This is a genomic window from Shewanella halotolerans, assembly GCF_019457535.1.
GTDB classification, from domain to species: domain Bacteria; phylum Pseudomonadota; class Gammaproteobacteria; order Enterobacterales; family Shewanellaceae; genus Shewanella; species Shewanella halotolerans.
The window spans coordinates 477,556-493,186 of sequence record NZ_CP080417.1 but is presented as its reverse complement, the minus strand read 5'-3'; the positions used below and the strand labels follow the sequence as shown (position 1 = coordinate 493,186).

Annotated in this window: 19 protein-coding genes; 12 read left to right on the top strand and 7 right to left on the bottom strand. The window is 55.8% G+C overall.

What is annotated here, in order from left to right:
- The first annotated feature begins 25 nt into the window (after positions 1-25).
- Positions 26-337 (top strand): prephenate dehydrogenase, encoded by a 312-nt coding sequence (locus tag K0H81_RS02270; RefSeq protein WP_144199949.1) that lies wholly within the window; start codon positions 26-28, stop codon positions 335-337.
- A gap of 124 nt (positions 338-461) precedes the next feature.
- Positions 462-2,234 (top strand): bifunctional diguanylate cyclase/phosphodiesterase, encoded by a 1,773-nt coding sequence (locus K0H81_RS02265; protein WP_220059745.1) that lies wholly within the window; start codon positions 462-464, stop codon positions 2,232-2,234.
- A 14-nt stretch (positions 2,235-2,248) separates the two neighbouring features.
- Here the strand turns inward: K0H81_RS02265 and K0H81_RS02260 are convergent, their stop codons facing one another.
- On the bottom strand, positions 2,249-2,770 hold the full coding sequence (locus K0H81_RS02260) for a DUF3016 domain-containing protein (protein WP_220059744.1): 522 nt from the start codon (positions 2,768-2,770) through the stop codon (positions 2,249-2,251).
- 247 nt (positions 2,771-3,017) lie between these two features.
- Between K0H81_RS02260 and K0H81_RS02255 the strand changes: the two genes are divergently transcribed.
- Complete coding sequence (locus K0H81_RS02255) at positions 3,018-3,329, top strand: hypothetical protein (RefSeq protein ID WP_220059743.1); 312 nt, start codon at positions 3,018-3,020, stop codon at positions 3,327-3,329.
- A 182-nt stretch (positions 3,330-3,511) separates the two neighbouring features.
- On the top strand, positions 3,512-3,811 hold the full coding sequence (locus K0H81_RS02250; protein WP_144199957.1) for a hypothetical protein: 300 nt from the start codon (positions 3,512-3,514) through the stop codon (positions 3,809-3,811).
- Positions 3,812-3,832: 21 nt separating this feature from the next.
- Here K0H81_RS02250 and K0H81_RS02245 read toward each other — a convergent pair whose 3' ends face one another.
- Positions 3,833-4,342 (bottom strand): DUF4240 domain-containing protein, encoded by a 510-nt coding sequence (locus K0H81_RS02245; RefSeq protein ID WP_144199959.1) that lies wholly within the window; start codon positions 4,340-4,342, stop codon positions 3,833-3,835.
- A gap of 263 nt (positions 4,343-4,605) precedes the next feature.
- Between K0H81_RS02245 and K0H81_RS02240 the strand changes: the two genes are divergently transcribed.
- The 7 genes from K0H81_RS02240 to K0H81_RS02210 all read left to right on the top strand — a co-directional run bounded on the left by K0H81_RS02240 (position 4,606) and on the right by K0H81_RS02210 (position 10,243).
- Positions 4,606-5,016: a hypothetical protein gene (locus K0H81_RS02240; RefSeq protein ID WP_220059742.1), complete on the top strand. Its 411-nt coding sequence runs from the start codon at positions 4,606-4,608 to the stop codon at positions 5,014-5,016.
- A gap of 255 nt (positions 5,017-5,271) precedes the next feature.
- A complete protein-coding gene (locus K0H81_RS02235) occupies positions 5,272-5,544 on the top strand; it encodes an HU family DNA-binding protein (protein WP_011864236.1) in 273 nt (90 codons plus the stop codon).
- Positions 5,545-5,783: 239 nt separating this feature from the next.
- On the top strand, positions 5,784-6,476 hold the full coding sequence (locus K0H81_RS02230; RefSeq protein ID WP_144199963.1) for a TorF family putative porin: 693 nt from the start codon (positions 5,784-5,786) through the stop codon (positions 6,474-6,476).
- A 328-nt stretch (positions 6,477-6,804) separates the two neighbouring features.
- A complete protein-coding gene (locus tag K0H81_RS02225) occupies positions 6,805-6,978 on the top strand; it encodes a hypothetical protein (RefSeq protein WP_011864234.1) in 174 nt (57 codons plus the stop codon).
- Between the two features lie 232 nt (positions 6,979-7,210).
- Positions 7,211-8,164 carry an HlyD family secretion protein gene (locus K0H81_RS02220; RefSeq protein ID WP_220059741.1) on the top strand — a complete coding sequence of 318 codons (954 nt, stop codon included), beginning with the start codon at positions 7,211-7,213 and terminating at the stop codon, positions 8,162-8,164.
- Positions 8,164-9,156, top strand: a complete 993-nt coding sequence (locus K0H81_RS02215) for an ABC transporter ATP-binding protein (protein WP_220059740.1) — start codon at positions 8,164-8,166, stop codon at positions 9,154-9,156. Before K0H81_RS02220 ends, K0H81_RS02215 begins: the two co-directional genes overlap by 1 nt.
- A complete protein-coding gene (locus tag K0H81_RS02210; protein WP_220059739.1) occupies positions 9,143-10,243 on the top strand; it encodes an ABC transporter permease in 1,101 nt (366 codons plus the stop codon). Before K0H81_RS02215 ends, K0H81_RS02210 begins: the two co-directional genes overlap by 14 nt.
- A 76-nt stretch (positions 10,244-10,319) precedes the next feature.
- On the opposite strand, the gene K0H81_RS02205 is transcribed toward K0H81_RS02210, so the two are convergent.
- Positions 10,320-11,693, bottom strand: coding sequence for an alanine/glycine:cation symporter family protein (locus K0H81_RS02205; protein WP_220059738.1), 1,374 nt, complete (start codon positions 11,691-11,693; stop codon positions 10,320-10,322).
- Positions 11,694-11,897: 204 nt separating this feature from the next.
- Positions 11,898-12,320: a helix-turn-helix domain-containing protein gene (locus K0H81_RS02200; protein ID WP_220059737.1), complete on the bottom strand. Its 423-nt coding sequence runs from the start codon at positions 12,318-12,320 to the stop codon at positions 11,898-11,900.
- Positions 12,321-12,397: 77 nt separating this feature from the next.
- On the opposite strand from K0H81_RS02200, the gene K0H81_RS02195 reads away from it, so the two are divergent.
- Positions 12,398-12,883, top strand: a complete 486-nt coding sequence (locus K0H81_RS02195) for a DUF2938 domain-containing protein (RefSeq protein ID WP_220059736.1) — start codon at positions 12,398-12,400, stop codon at positions 12,881-12,883.
- Positions 12,884-12,949: 66 nt separating this feature from the next.
- On the opposite strand, the gene K0H81_RS02190 is transcribed toward K0H81_RS02195, so the two are convergent.
- The 3 genes from K0H81_RS02190 to K0H81_RS02180 form a co-directional block, all read right to left on the bottom strand.
- A complete protein-coding gene (locus tag K0H81_RS02190; protein ID WP_144199974.1) occupies positions 12,950-13,198 on the bottom strand; it encodes a PspC domain-containing protein in 249 nt (82 codons plus the stop codon).
- A 185-nt stretch (positions 13,199-13,383) separates the two neighbouring features.
- Entirely contained in the window at positions 13,384-14,613 is a 1,230-nt protein-coding gene (gene arsJ / locus K0H81_RS02185; protein WP_220060775.1) for an organoarsenical effux MFS transporter ArsJ, read from the bottom strand.
- A 3-nt stretch (positions 14,614-14,616) separates the two neighbouring features.
- Positions 14,617-15,627 carry an ArsJ-associated glyceraldehyde-3-phosphate dehydrogenase gene (locus tag K0H81_RS02180; protein WP_220059735.1) on the bottom strand — a complete coding sequence of 337 codons (1,011 nt, stop codon included), beginning with the start codon at positions 15,625-15,627 and terminating at the stop codon, positions 14,617-14,619.
- Positions 15,628-15,631: the final 4 nt, after the last annotated feature.

Sequence of the window (15,631 nt, the reverse complement as noted above, 5' to 3'; positions counted from 1 at the left end):
CTAAATTTTTCAACACGAGGCTGTTATGCCACATAGTCACCTAATAGAGCAACTGAAAGAGAACCTGCAGTTGGCTTATCGTCAGGCCATCGACGCCGATGCCAAACTGGATGAGTTAAAGAAGGCCGGCCACGGTAAATTCACCACCATCTTCACCCAAGATGAAGGCTTTACCTCGCGCAGCAACCGCTTCGGTCCCTATGTACAGGAGCTGGCCGACGAGATGACCAAGCTGCCAAGCCAAGGCGATGGTCTGGCCCCGGCGCTGGAGAGTTTCGTGCGGAAGCTAGGAGTACTGCTACAGACCCTGCAGGCATTTAAGAGCCAGGCCAAGTAACTAAGCACCTAAGTAACTAAGCAACTAAGCAAATGAATGAGCGGGTAAGCTCATACTTTAGTGTCATATTGCTGTCATAGCCTGGCCATAGAATCGCCCTACTTTTCGTACGAGGCGGACCTAGATGACAGCAATCGACCTGAGCAGTGAACTGGATAAGATCATCGAGAATGAGAAGATCCATGTGCTGTTTCAGCCCATCTTCAACATCAACAGCCAGCGGCTACATGGCTTCGAGGCCCTGAGCCGGGGACCCGAGCATAGCGCCCTCTTCTCTCCCGTGCCCCTGTTTCAGACCGCGGCCCACGAGGGACGCCTGTCCGAGCTTGAAGAGATCTGCCGTCGTCATTCCATCAGACAGTTCGATGCCCGCGAGTTGCCGGGCAAGCTGTTTATCAACATCTCCCCCAAGGCCCTGCTGGAACCCAGCCACGCCAAGGGGCTCACCCTCAGCCTGGTTCAGGAGCTGGGGCTGTCGCCGGATCAGATAGTAATAGAGCTGTCGGAGCAATATCCCGCCGACGATATCGATCTCCTGAAGGAGTGCCTTAACCACTACCGTAGCCAGGGGTTTCTGACCGCCATCGACGACCTCGGCACCGGCTATTCAGGGCTGCGACTCTGGTCCGAACTGGCACCAGACTATGTGAAGATAGACCGCCACTTCATCCACCAAATCGACCAATCACCGGTGAAGCAGGAGTTTGTCCGCTCCATCATAGATCTCTGCCAGAGCCTCAGCTGTAAGGTAATTGCCGAAGGGATAGAGACACCAGCGGAACTGGCGCTGCTAACCCAGCTCGGCATAGTCTATTGTCAGGGCTACCTATTGGGCCGCCCCCAAACGCAACCGACACAGTCACTGACGGCAGTGGCGCCCCAGGAGACCAAGCAGCGACAGACCCGTTACGCCGAATCGGCCGAAAGTCTGTCGACCCGCACCATATGTGTGACGCCCCAGACCAAGTTGAAGGCCCTGAGCGCCCGCTTCGTGCGCTCGCCGCACCTGCAGGTAGTCGCCATCGTCGATGCCGAGCAGAAGCCACTTGGAGTCGTCGACAGGGCGCAGTTGATGGAGCTGTTCAGCACCCCCTATGGCCGCGCACTGCACGAGAACAGCCCTGTGATAGAGGTGATGAATGACAAGGTACTGAAGGTGCCAGCCTGCATGCCGATCTCCGAGGTGAGTCAGTGTCTGACCGCAGAACATGGCACGGTTGCGCAACATTTCATGGTGATGCGTGACCAACAACTGTTAGGAATAGGCCACACCAAAGATCTGCTGCAACAGATCACCGAGCAGCGCATCAAAATGGCTCGTCACGCCAACCCCCTGAGCGGTCTTCCTGGCAACATCCCCATACAGGAGGAGCTACAGCGCCTGCGCCAACAGGGCCGCGCCTTCTACCTGGCCTACTTTGACCTGTGCCACTTCAAGCCCTACAACGATATCTATGGCTTCTGCCGCGGCGATGAGGTGATCCAATCTTTGGCGCTACGCCTGCAGCAGCAACTGGGGTGCGAGCATTTTGTCGGCCATGTGGGCGGCGATGATTTTGTGGTGATAGGCACAAGCCAGGCGATCGTCGACGAGTGTCGCCGCCTACTGCTCGACTTTAACCAAGACAGAGAATCCTTCTACAGCCCAGACGACTGGCTGGCCCAATGTGTAATGGCCGAAGACAGACAGGGACAGAGGGTGGCTCACCCCTTGATCAGTTTGTGTGTCGGCCTGTTGCCCCCCGAGGTGACTCGCTTTTGCGACGAGCAGGGGCTGTCGGCCTACAGCGCGGCGGCAAAAAAACAGGCCAAAGCCGCATTAAATGGCTTTAGCCTGTTTACGCCCGCGCCCAACGACGCGGCAATTGCCATGTATCGGCCGCTCAAGTTCGCCTGAGAGGCCCAGCAGCCTTAGAGTTTGGGCTGCACCGTCTTCTTCAGCCAATCGCTCAGCATCTTAGACTCGTGTCTCAGGGGCTTGTCGTTCATCACACCTGTGGTGTGCATGAAACTCATGTCTCTGAGCTTCTCGTCACCGGCGATCACCACATTATCACCGTCGAGCACCTGGTAACTAAAGGTCATGCGTGGCGGGTAGATATCTTCGATCAGACGAATGTCGTTAGGGGTCGCGCCAAAGGTGGGGCGCACATCACCGGCCAGATCCACGTCTGTCACCACCAGCTCCAGCTTCTGATTCGGCTTAAGCGTCTTCTCGGCGGCCTTATTGAGGTTCTTGGTCAGGGTGTCGAAAACACGCTGCTCATAGCGGGACTGAATGTCACCCACCGCCTTCACATCACGGTAGCTGTCGACATCCTGCCAGGTGATCTTGACCACCCCGGCCTCTGTGACTGGATTCTCTTTGGCTTCTTCGGCGGCAAGGTTGAGTGACACCAGTGCTCCCACCAAGAGTAGAGATTGAAACTTCATATTATGCCTCCTTAATCGCCCAAGCTTGGGACACCTACTGAGTCTAGCGACTACATTGAGTGTACAAAAGCTAACCTGAATATAGGCTTAATGCAAAATCCTGGCGAATCTTTTCGCCATCATTTACTTATTGGACAAGCGCAATTAACCCTTTTCTCCCCAGCCCACAGTTTTTGGCAGCCTTTGTATCAATTTGCTTCGAGCCTGGGGTAGACTCACAGGGCAAGTGAGGCTACTAAGGTAAATCATGCAAAACCGATCTTCTCTGCTGTTCGTCGTCATCCTCTTTTCGCTGCTGGCCGGTGCCCTCTATTGGATCACCTTAGAGGAAGAGACCCAGCAGGCCCCAGAAACCTGGTCGGCCTTCGTCTATGCCCATGGCTACAACTCGGGGCGCTACAAGAAAACCGATGACTTCGAGGATTACCAAAGCTGTAAGGCCTTCGCCACCGAGCAGGCCAAGGAGCTTGGCGATGTCTTATGGGAGTGTGGCCTCAGGTGTCGCTTCGATAACAGCCGTCAGGGCTTTCAGTGCGAGAGCATGCAGAATCAGGAATGAGTCAGCCGCCTTTCATCACTCAGCGAGCCAATTTAATCTGTTCGTTTTTTATTCAGCTTCTGTTCAAGCTATTGCCATTAACATAGGTATCAATGAAACGGCAGCAGCACTCGGGCCGCAGCAAACACAGCCCCAGATGCCGACAACAGATTGAATTTAAGACACCGACAGGAGCTATGACAATGAGCAAGCTAACCCACACAAGATTCTCAGGTAGATTCGCCCTATTGGCCTCACTAATCCTTGGTTTCGCCTTTATCTCAGGCGCCAACGCCAGCGAGCTTAGCGACAGCGAACGCGCCGCGGTAGAACAACACTTCCAGATTCTGGACCAGCAGCAAGAAGCAAGCGATAACCAGACGCTCGACGGCTTCCAGGCCGATCTCGACAGCCAGCTTGAGCAGGCCGAAGAGGAGTTTATGGAAGGTGCCTGCGCCGAGCATGAACTAACCTTCGATAGCGATAGCCAGGTCTGCTACTAGAGCAGGCTTAGTAAGGGCTCGCTAGAAAGGAAATAACTGAAACAGCTGAGGGTAAGTCGCCTTCAGCTGTTTTTTCTTGGGCGAAAACTTCTTCCCCTGAGGCGTCGCCTGCCCAGAAGGCACAAAGGGCAACTCCTCGCCAGTGCGATCTTCATAGATCTGCCCGGCGATCAGATCGTAATCCTCTACGAAGGGATAGGCATAGCCATCCTTCTCCGGCCAGGCGGGCAGCTCGGCCAAGGCATCCGGGTTAAGCAGTATCCGCTCGAACCACTCCTGCCCCAGGGAGATCAGGAAAGCGCGAAATTCGGCAAAGCCATATTCGCTGTCGCACCCGGTCACTATGTAGGCGGCGCCCCACAGCGACCAGAGGTAAGATCGACGCATCTGCTGCGAGAAGAACTTGTCGAAAGCCGCCAAGTCTTGGTTGTCGAGTTCGTTCAGCTTCGCCTTAAGCTCCGCCGCCAGGCTCTCCTGATCTTGCTCAGGCTTGCTGCGGGTGACTAACTGCCAAAATTCATTCTCGTTCATGCTCTTCTCATACCAAACGCGGTTTATGGTTAACGATTGCCTTCATATACTCCTGTCCTGCGTATCCTGACTCATTTTTATCAAGCGACAGGCCAGACAGAGGCCACATCTTACCCTAAGCCAGCCCGGCTGGCAGCAGGGCCTTTGCAATTTAGCCAAAGCAGTGGACATTTAGGTAAAGCATTAGACATTTAAGTAAAGCGTTGGACTAAGTTGCGCCATTTTTCTACACTGCGGGGCAAATCATTCACCCAAGTGCCAAGATGAACCGACCAAGTCCCAGCATACTGCTACTGATCGCCCTCTATATTGTTATCGCCATCCTCGCCGGTTGGCGCGCCCTGGACAGCCAGACCCTAGATCTCTTTACCCTGGGCGTGATCCCTGTGATCATCGGCCTCATCGCCCGCACCAGCTGGGCAAGCCTGGTGCTGAAGATCTATATCGGCATACAGACCCTGGGCTTCACGGCACTGGGTGCCACGGCGGTGATCGCCTATCAGATCACCCCGGAGGACGTTAAGGTGGTGGTGCGCGGTCAGGAGCTGCCTATCTGGGCCATCGCCTTAGTCGTCACCGCACTGCTCAGCTTCCAGTGGTATATGGCCTTCTCTAAAGGGATGAAAAAGTATCTGCCGCAGGCAACTAAAACCAGCGACCAGACCAAGGCTTAATCCCTCTATCGGGGAGGTTTACATCCCATCACCTCCCCAGGCCTTATCTGACCGGCCTTCGTGTCAATTCAGTCAAATCCAGGTCGCTTTCTTCTGTTTCAAGGGTTAAATTTTTACTGAATTTGACTGAAAGCACCCTTTGAGCGCATAAAACCGCTTTCATTATAGGGATGCTTGTGGCATGTTAAGTCCAGCAATTGCAAGTATCTAATGTAATTGGTATTACTAAATCTACGGAAAGAAGAGACTATCCAAATGAATAAAACTGAACTTGTTGCAAAAATAGCGGAAAGCGCTGAACTCACTAAAGCTGAAGCTGCTCGCGCCTTAAAGTCTTTCGAAGAAACGGTAGCGGAAGCGATGAAGAACGGCGAAAAAATCTCTATTGTAGGTTTTGGTTCTTTCGAGACCACTAGCCGTGCAGCACGTACAGGCCGCAACCCACAGACGGGCAAAGAAATTCAGATCCCAGCGGCTGTAGTACCTAAGTTTAAAGCCGGTAAGACGCTAAAAGACAGCGTAAACTAAATCGGTATTTAATCCGTCGAAAAAACCTCCTCCATGGAGGTTTTTTTATGCACCCTCCTAGTGCATCCTCTGCCTCATTTTTAACCAATTCGTTGCCTGCTTCTGATGCAAATAAAATAAACGACTGAAAAATAACAGATAAATATTTGGCACGCTCTTCGCTATAGCTTGTACGCGGCCTGACAATACTCATAACAACAGGCAGGGCCGCTCCCATAGACCAATAAGAAGGAATGAGTATGAAACAAGCATTGCGAACCCTAAGCCTACTCGCGGGCACCTTGATGGTTGCCCTACCGGCCAGCGCTAGCGTCACGGGCAACATAGGCGCAACCTCCAACTACTTGTGGCGCGGCGCCACACAGACGGGAGACGCGCCCGCGGTTCAAGGCGGCATAGACTTCGAACACGACAGCGGTCTCTACCTCGGAACCTGGGCGTCCAATGTGGATTTCGGCGACGACACCAGCTACGAGATCGACTTCTACGGCGGCTATGCCGGCAGCATAGGGGAAGACTTTGGTTATGACATCAGCTATCTCTACTACGCCTACCCCGACAGCGATTCGAGCATAGACTTCGGTGAAGTCACCCTGGCCCTGAGCTGGAAGTGGTTTAGCATTGGCTATTCAAAGGTGGTCAATGCCGGCAGCGACGTGGCGGCAGATCCTTTCGATGAGAAAGATCTCAGCTATATCAACGCAGGCGTCAGCTTCCCACTGTCGGAGACACTGTCTATCTCGGCCCACTATGGCTACTCCAGCGGTGATGTCGTCAACGCCTGGTTCGATACCGACAACTATGCGGACTACTCTTTGTCTCTGGATAAGGAAACCGACTTCGGTACCATCTCCTTCCTGGTCAGCGATACCGATCTCGAGGGTGACGATCCTAAAGTGGTCGTTGGCTACAGCTATAGTTTCGATTTGTGATCTAAATTTAAATGAGTTGCCACTAAATTAGCTGGCAACTCACTATCAGCCTTAAAATATTTCAATTAAAAACATAAAGTTATAAAAGTACCGCCCGTCTATTCGCTCACATTTTGTCTAAATCCACGACAAATACAATTGTGTTAACTCGATCAAACAAAAATCGAAAATCCCCTGCTATTTTTCTCATTAGCGCTCGCTAATGTGCTCACGCCTTAGGACGCTAAACTAGCTAACGCTTTGACTCAGTTAACTTTATGTTAAAGCGGCTCAGTGCTAAGCGGCACCAAATGAGTGCACAAGCACTTTATTTGACGAGGATTTCACTATGGCTCAGTTACTCGATGTTATTCCGAACGATGCTGAAATCGAAGCGATCACAGCACCCAAAAACCCTAAGGCGGCCTGTGAGCTGCAACACAGACGCGAAGTCAAACGTCGCCTGGAAGAGTTACTCGAAGAGGCGGCACTTAAACGCGCCATGGGGGGAGATTTCTACTAACCCCAGACTCCTTTGCCTCCTTCTCGCCAACACTGCATGGGGCCAGGCTCCATGCAGACGTTTGCTCTCGACGTTGAGCACGCTAAGCTTTAGATTCACTAGCCAGTTAGCACTCAAATTCAGGGCTCAAAGATTCCCCTTCTACCCAGGTTAAATTGGTGTAAGATTAAATTCAGCACATAACTTATTGATAGTCATAATTCTTCCAAGCGGTTCGCTGCAAGAGGTCACCATGACGCTGAGTAAATCCTTACGCCTTCTCGCCCCGCTGCTCCTGCTACTTAGCGGCTGTCAGGGCGCCGAACCTCCCCAGGCCCTGGGCACACTGGAACGCGACCGGGTACTGCTGCGCGCCACCACCTCAGAGATCATCACGGCACTGCCCAAACGCGAGGGCAGCCAGGTCAACGAAGGCGAGTTGCTGCTACAGTTCGACACCCGCAAACAAACCGCCCGCGTCGCCAGCGCCCAGGCTCAGTGGCAGAAGGCCCAGGCATATCTGCTCAGACTCACCAATGGTGAGCGCCCCGAAGATATCGCCAGCGCACAGGCCAACTTAGAACGTACCACGGCGGCCATGGTTCAGGCGGAGAAGGCCTATCGCCGAATCGCTAAACTTAAACAGCAAAACCTGGTGAGTCAGTCAGAATTGGATCAGGCCGTTGCCAGCCGGGATCAGACCATAGCCGAACACAACGCCGCCAATGAGGCCTTGAGCAAGCTGATTGTCGGCGTGCGCCAGGAAGATATTCAGCAGGCCCAGGCGGCTCTGGATGCCGCCGCGGCCGAGCTGGATCTGGCGCGGCAACTGCTGGATGACCTCAGCATCACGGCGACCCGCAGCGGTCGACTCGACAGCCTGCCCTTTAACCTGGGGGAGCGAGTGCCCGCCAACGCCGTGGTAGTGGCGATTCAGGCCGACAAGGCCGCCTATGCTAGGGTCTATATTCCCGCCCCCGCCATGGCCAAGCTCACCATAGGAATGCAGCTAAAAGTCCATGTCGACGGTCAAGAGCAGCCCTTCAGCGGCACACTGCGCTGGCTCAGCAAGGAGCCGGCCTTCACTCCCTATTACGCCTTGAATCAGCAAGACAGGTCTCGCCTCGTCTATCTGGCGGAGTTCGATCTCGACGACTCGGCCCAGCGCCTGCCCACGGGGATCCCCGCCCAGGTGGAGCTGCCCTGATGCAACCAAATGCGGATCTGGCCATAGATGCCCGCGGCGTCGATAAGCAGTTTGGCGATCTCTTGGCGGTGGCCGAGCTGGATCTACAGGTGCAGAAGGGCCACATCTATGGCTTTCTCGGCCCCAATGGTTGCGGCAAGTCCACCACAATACGCATGCTCACCGGCCTCTTGACCCCAACCCGGGGCGAGATCTCCGTGCTCGGCATGGCCATCCCCCAGCAGGCCGAGGCCCTCAGGCGGCGCATCGGCTACATGACCCAGAAGTTCTCCCTCTACGAAGACCTGAGCGTCAGGGAGAACCTGCAATTTATCGCCGACATCTATGGACTGGGTGCCAGAGAAAGCAAACGCAAGATAGATGAGCTGATCGATACCTATCATCTCGACGCCCAGCGCCAGCAGCTAGCCGGCACCCTCAGTGGTGGTCAGAAGCAACGCCTGGGATTAGCCTGCGCCTGTATCAACGAGCCCGAGCTGCTGTTTCTCGATGAGCCCACCTCGGCGGTGGATCCCCAGAACCGGCGCGACTTCTGGGAGCAGCTGTTCGATCTCTCCGAGCGCGGCACCAGCATACTGGTCACCACCCACTACATGGACGAGGCGCAGCGCTGCCACCAGCTGGCGATCATGGAAAGTGGCCACATTCGCGCCAAGGGTAATCCTCAGGCACTCCTCGAGGCGATGCCGCTGCATGTCATAGAGATAGCCGGCCACAGGCTGCGCCAGCTAAAGTCACACCTGAGCCAGTTCAGCGAGATCCCTTCCGCCGCCCAACTCGGCGACCGTCTGCTAGTCCTAGTCGATAAGCAGATAGCAGATCCCATCCCCTGGCTGCTGGAGAAGAGTCGCACCATGGCAGGGCAAGGAACGCCTGAACCGCTGAGCGCCAATCAGTTAAGCTTGGTCTCGCCCAACCTGGAAGATCTCTTCGTATCCGTCACAGGCAAGGGACTCAAAACCTCTCGGGAGGCTGAAGATGTTACTGGCTAGCCTGAGACGGATAAAATCGATCACCACCAAGGAGATCCGCCAGCTCAAGCGGGATCGCATCACTTTCGGCATGGTGGTGATGATCCCCCTGATCCAGCTGTTGCTGTTTGGCTACGCCATCAATACCGATGTGCGTAACGTGCCCGTGGTGGTGGTGGATCAGAGCCACTCCGCCGCCGGGCGCTGGATCGTCGAGGCCGTCAAGGTGACTCAGGTGGTTAGCATAGAGAAGCACTACGCCAGCGCCGAGGAGGCCGAGGCCGCCATCACCCGCGGCGAGGTGCGCGCGGCGCTGATATTGCCCCCCAACCTTACCGAGAAGCTGGCCAACGGCGAGACGCTGGGCCAATGGGTGGTCGACGGTTCAGATACTATGGTGGCCTCGGCCATCAGCCAGCTGAGGAACATGCTGCTGGATCAGATCACGGGCCAGGACAGCCAACGACTGCCCACCTTCGAGGTCGCCCTCTTCTACAACCCAGAGCAGCGCTCGGCGGTCAACATAGTGCCAGGGCTGATCGCGGTGATCCTCACCATGACAATGATCCTCTTTACCTCGGCGGCCATAGTAAGAGAGCGCGAACGTGGCAACCTGGAGCTGCTGATCACCACCCCGATCAAGCCGTTAGAGTTGATGCTGGGTAAGATAGTCCCCTATATCCTGGTGGGGCTGGTGCAGATGACCATCATCCTCGGCCTTGGTTATCTTATCTTCGATGTGCCCATCAATGGCGCCATCGCCCAGCTGCTGATGGGCACCCTGCTCTTCATCGCCGCCAGCCTTACCCTGGGACTGATCATCTCCACCATCGCCAAGACCCAGCTGCAGGCGATGCAGATGACCATCTTCATCATACTGCCCACTATCTTGTTGTCGGGCTTTATGTTTCCCTTCGAGGCCATGCCCAAGCCGGCCCAGTGGATCGCCGAGCTGCTGCCCGCCACCCACTTCATGCGTATCATACGCGCCATCGTCCTGCGGGGCGGCGCCCTGAGCGACATGCAGTTCGATGCCCTCTGGCTTATCGGCTTCACCCTGGTCGGTATCCTGGTCGCCTCGCTGCGCTTCAATAAGCGCCTCGACTAATACATTCACTAGCAGCAGAGTTAACGACACAAAAAAAGCGCCCGAGGGCGCTTCTTCAATTCAACAAACGCAGGCTTTAGCTGTTGGCTTCGGCTGCTTGCTGACGCTTCTTGATGAAGTATTCGCGAGTCAATCCAAAAACAACAGGGCTGAGCAGCGTTAGGGCGATCAGGTTAGGTATCGCCATCATGGCATTCAGGGTATCGGCCAGCAGCCAGATGAAGTCTAGCGAACTGACGGCCCCCAGCGGCACCACCACTACCCAGATGGCTCTGAAGGGTTTTACCGCGCGCACACCAAACAGATACTGCACACACTTCTCGCTATAGACGCTCCAGCCTAGGATAGTGGTGAAGGCAAAGATAGAGAGGGCGATAGCCACGATATAATTACCCATAGGCAGGGCATGGGAGAAGGCATAGGAGGTCAGCGCCGCGCCATTCTCACCCGATTTCCAGGCGCCGGAGACTACGATCGCCAGACCGGTAATGGTACACACTACCAGGGTATCGATGAAGGTACCCAGCATGGCCACCAGGCCCTGAGCCACAGGGTTGTTGGTCTGCGCCGCCGCATGGGCAATAGGCGCACTACCCAGTCCGGCCTCGTTAGAGAAGACGCCGCGGGCCACACCGAAGCGCACCGCCGCCCATACTGCCGCCCCGGCAAAACCGCCCTGGGCCGCCACAGGATTGAAGGCGCTGTGAACGATAAGAGCAATAGCATCTGGGATAGCTGCGGCATTAACCACTATCACCGACAGACCGGCGGCGATATAGAATACCGTCATCAGAGGCACCAGCTTACCCGCCACATCGGCGATACGCTTGATGCCCCCCATCAGCACGGCGCCCACCAGCACCATGAGCACCACACCCGTCACCCAGGTTGGCACGCCGAAGTTACTGCTCAGGGCATCGGCCACTGAGTTGGCCTGTACCGTGTTGCCGATACCGAAACCGGCAAAGGAGCCAAACAGGGCGAAGGCGGTACCCAGCCAGGCCCACTTGCTGCCCAGACCATTCTTGATGTAGTACATAGGGCCACCGATATGGTTGCCGTTGTCGTCGACTTCACGATATTTCACCGCCAGCACGGCCTCGGAAAACTTGGTTGCCATACCCACCAGAGCGGTACACCACATCCAAAACAGGGCGCCTGGGCCACCGATAAAGATGGCGGTCGCCACCCCTGCGATGTTACCCGTGCCTATGGTGGCCGACAGCGAGGTCATCAGGGCATTGAAGGGGCTGATCTCCCCCTTCATCTGCTTATCCTTGTCGGGAATGCGTCCGGACCAGAGCAGCTTAAAGCCGGTACCCAGCTTGAGGATCGGCATCAACCGCAAGCCAAAGGAGAGAAAGAGTCCCACGCCTAAGATCATCACGAGCATGGGAGTACCCCATACGAACCCGTTGATCGTACTGACAAATTCAGTAATACCTTCCATTCAAACCTCGTCGTTTTTATCGTTATTTTGGTGATCTACGCCACGCTCTGTTGATTGCATCCCAGAGTACAACGAAAAGCGTTCAAAATGAAAGCAGCGATTGTTAACAAATTGAAACAAAGAGAGATGTTAGCCGAAGCGGCGAGCCTAACGCCGAAGAATAAGACTCAAAGGGTGTTCAGGGCGTTAGACGCAAGCGAGCCGCTAACGCCTTGGCAGAGACGGCTTATCCTGCGGATCAAATGCTCCGGCTGCGGCAGCCTTCATCAGACGGCGAAACTTGGGGCATTCCATGTGACTGGGTGCGGTGCAGTTGGCGGCGTGTCTCAAACCGTCACGCATCGCCTGCATCCTCAGTATGGTGCGCTCCAGCTCGTCGGCCCGGCGCAGCAGCAGCTCTCTGTCTATCAGGGGATCGCCGCCTGTACCTAGCATGCTGCCAATCTCATCGAGGGATAATCCCGCCGAGCGGCCGAGGGCGATCAACGCCAAGCGCTCTAGCACCTCGGCGCTAAATTGGCGACGAATGCCATGACGTCCCAGCGAGCGAATCAACCCCCGCTCTTCGTAGTAACGCAGGGTCGACGCCGGCACGCCCGACCGCTTGGCGACCTGTGAAATATCCATATCCTTCCCTTGACCTCAAGTCGACTTGAAGTTGTAAGCTAACAATATCAATGGCTTCACACAACAAAGGAATGAATATGTCTCCCCTTATCGACTGCCTCCTCATCGGCCTGGGCGCCACCCTGATCATGGATCTTTGGGGCCTGCTGCGTCATCCCCTTCTGGGTATGCCGCTGCCCAGCTATTATCTGGTGGGCCGCTGGCTGGGCCACATGCCCAAGGGTCAGTTTCGTCACCAGGCGATTACCGAGGCCGCCCCCATCCCAGGTGAGACCCTCATAGGTTGGTTGGCCCACTATCTTATCGGCGTTAGCTTTGCCGCCCTCTTGCTGCTCGTCACCGGCTCAAAATGGCTCACCAGCCCAAGCCTGACCCCCGCCCTCGCGGTGGGCCTAGTCACTGTGCTCGCCCCCTTCTTGCTGATGCAACCCGGCATGGGCGCAGGCATCGCCGCCTCACGTCTGCCGAACCCAGGCCGGGCTCGACTACACAGCCTGATCACCCATGGCATATTCGGGCTCGGCCTCTATCTCTCGGCCCTCTGCCTCCGACTCTTTCACTGAGACGAACGACTATAACTTGGAGGGGAATGAATAGAGACACAAACGCATAATTGCAGTATCGGCCAATCAACGAGCTTGGCTGGCCTTTCGCTGCAACTGACGGCGCATCGCTTGGGTTGTGGGATATTTGGGCAATACTAACCAGCACACCAGATAGGCGAACACAGGTAGGAAGAAGAATAGGCTGCTAAGAACAAAAGCAACCCGCAGTCCGTTGACTCGCCAACCGAAATAGTCGGCCAACCCAGAGCAGACACCGGCGATAACGCCCTTCTCACCCCGGGTTAAAATCTTAATTTTTTCTAAATCCGTCATGAAAATCCCTTTTAAATTCAGATTACTATTAACAAACGGTCACGCTTGAACCTAGAGTCACTATAACCAAATTCTCTTGATGTTGTTACACCAAAAGTCTAAGTCTTGGTATATGAGTTCTTAAGCAGTTCCCGCTGTTGCTAGAATATTTAGCAACCTCGAAGCATTCAGTCTTCATTCCAAGGCTAGCGCCTCGGCAGTCCCACGCTTATTACAACCGTCAGCCCGAGCAGCCCTGTAGAGATCCACAGGCAAGCCCCCAGCCCATAGGCCTGGTACACCCAGCCTGAGAGGATAGTGCCCAACAGGCGCCCCATGGCATTGGCCATGTAGTAGAAGCCCACATCCAGGGAGACACCATCGTCGCTGGCATAGCTGACAATCAGGTAACTGTGCAGGGAGGAGTTCACCGCAAACACGGCGCCAAACAGCATCAGGCCAAGTAGCAACACACCGAGATTGAATTCGGGCGCCTGGGCCGCTAACTCACCATTCATCAAATAGGCGATCAGCGCGGGAATAATTGTCAGGGCACCTGCCCACCACATGGCGCTGCGCCCGTCGGGCACCTGGCCGCTGGCCTTGCCCGTAACCCTGGGGGCTAGGCTTTGCACCGCGCCATAGCCGATGATCCACAGCGCCAGGAAGCCACCCACCTGATAGTGGTCCCAGCCAAATTGACTTGCGAGATAGACGGGCAACGCCACCACAAACCAGACATCGCGGGCGGCAAACAGGCACATGCGCGCCGCCGAGAGTATGTTGATCGCCCGGCTCTTGGAAAACAGCTCGGTAAACTTAGGCTTGTTCTTGGCCTTGCCGAGATCTTGCTTGAGCTTGATGATGCTCACCAGCCAGACGATAGTCAGCAAAGCCGCCATCAGACCGATCGCCCCCTTGAAGCCCAGCAGCGCCAACAGGGCGCCGCCGAGGAAGAAGCCTGCCCCCTTGAGGGCATTCTTAGAGCCGGTCAGCACGGCGATATACTTATACAGCCTGCCCTCTTCCCCCTTGGCCACCAGCATCTTGACGCTGCTCTTGGCACTCATCTTATTGAGATCTTTGGCGATCCCCGATAGCGCCTGGGCCGCCATCACCCAAGACACGACAAGCCAGCTACTAGGCACCAAGAGCATGCCCAAGGCCACCACCTGCAACCCGAGGCCGATATTCATGGTGCGATTGAGCCCGAGGCGCGCCCCCAGATAGCCGCCCACCAGGTTGGTGACCACGCCGAAGATCTCGTAGAAGAGAAACAGCATGGCGATGGACAGCGGCGAATAGCCAAGCTGGTGAAAGTGCAGCACCACCAACATGCGCAGCGCGCCGTCGGTAAGGGTGAAGGCCCAGTAGTTGCCGGTTACCAAGAGATACTGGCGCATCTCGCTTGGCAGGGCGCGCAGGCTGGCAAGCATCATTTAGGCCTTATCCATGCGGCCGACCATACGCGCCAACTCGGCGGTGCGGTTGGCATAGCCCCACTCGTTGTCGTACCAGACATAGAGCTTGAGCTGAGTGCCGTTGATCACCATGGTCGATAGGGCATCGACTATGCTGGAGCGGGGATCTGTCTTGTAATCCACAGAGACCAACGGACGCTCCTCGTAGCCAAGAATATCTTTCAGCTCACCTGCCGCGGCCGCCTTAAACAAGGCGTTGACCTCCTGCTCGGTCACCGGGCGCTGCATCTCAAACACACAGTCTGTGATGGAGGCGTTGGCCAGCGGCACACGCACAGCATGGCCATTTAACTTACCCTTGAGTTCGGGGAAGATATGGGTGATGGCGGTAGCCGAGCCCGTGGTGGTGGGGATCAGCGACTGACCGCAGGCGCGGGCGCGGCGCAGATCCTTATGGGGCGCATCGAGAATGGTCTGAGTATTGGTAATGTCGTGAATGGTGGTCATGGAGCCGTGCTTTATACCTATCTGCTCATGCAGCACCTTGACCACAGGCGCCAAACAGTTGGTGGTGCAGGAGGCCGCGGTGACGATAGGATGTTTATCCTTGTCATACAGCTGATGGTTAACCCCCATGACGATGTTGAGCACACCTTCTTCCTTCACAGGTGCTGTCACCACCACGCGCTTCACGCCTTGATCCAGATAGGCCTGCAGCAGTGCCTTAGACTTCATCACCCCAGAGGCCTCGATCACCAGGTCGCAGCCTGACCAGTCGGTGTCGCCGATGGCGCGGTTGGCACTGGTGTTGATGCGCTTGTCACCTATGATGATCTGCTCACCCTCGGCGACAGCATCATGGCTCCAGCGGCCATGGATGGAGTCGAAGGTCAGCAGATGCGCCAGGGTGGCGGCATCGCCCGCCGGGTCGTTAATCTGCACAAACTCGATATCGTCCCACTCCCAGGCGGCGCGCAGCGCCAGGCGTCCCATGCGGCCAAAGCCGTTAATTCCCACTTTGATTGTCATCTTA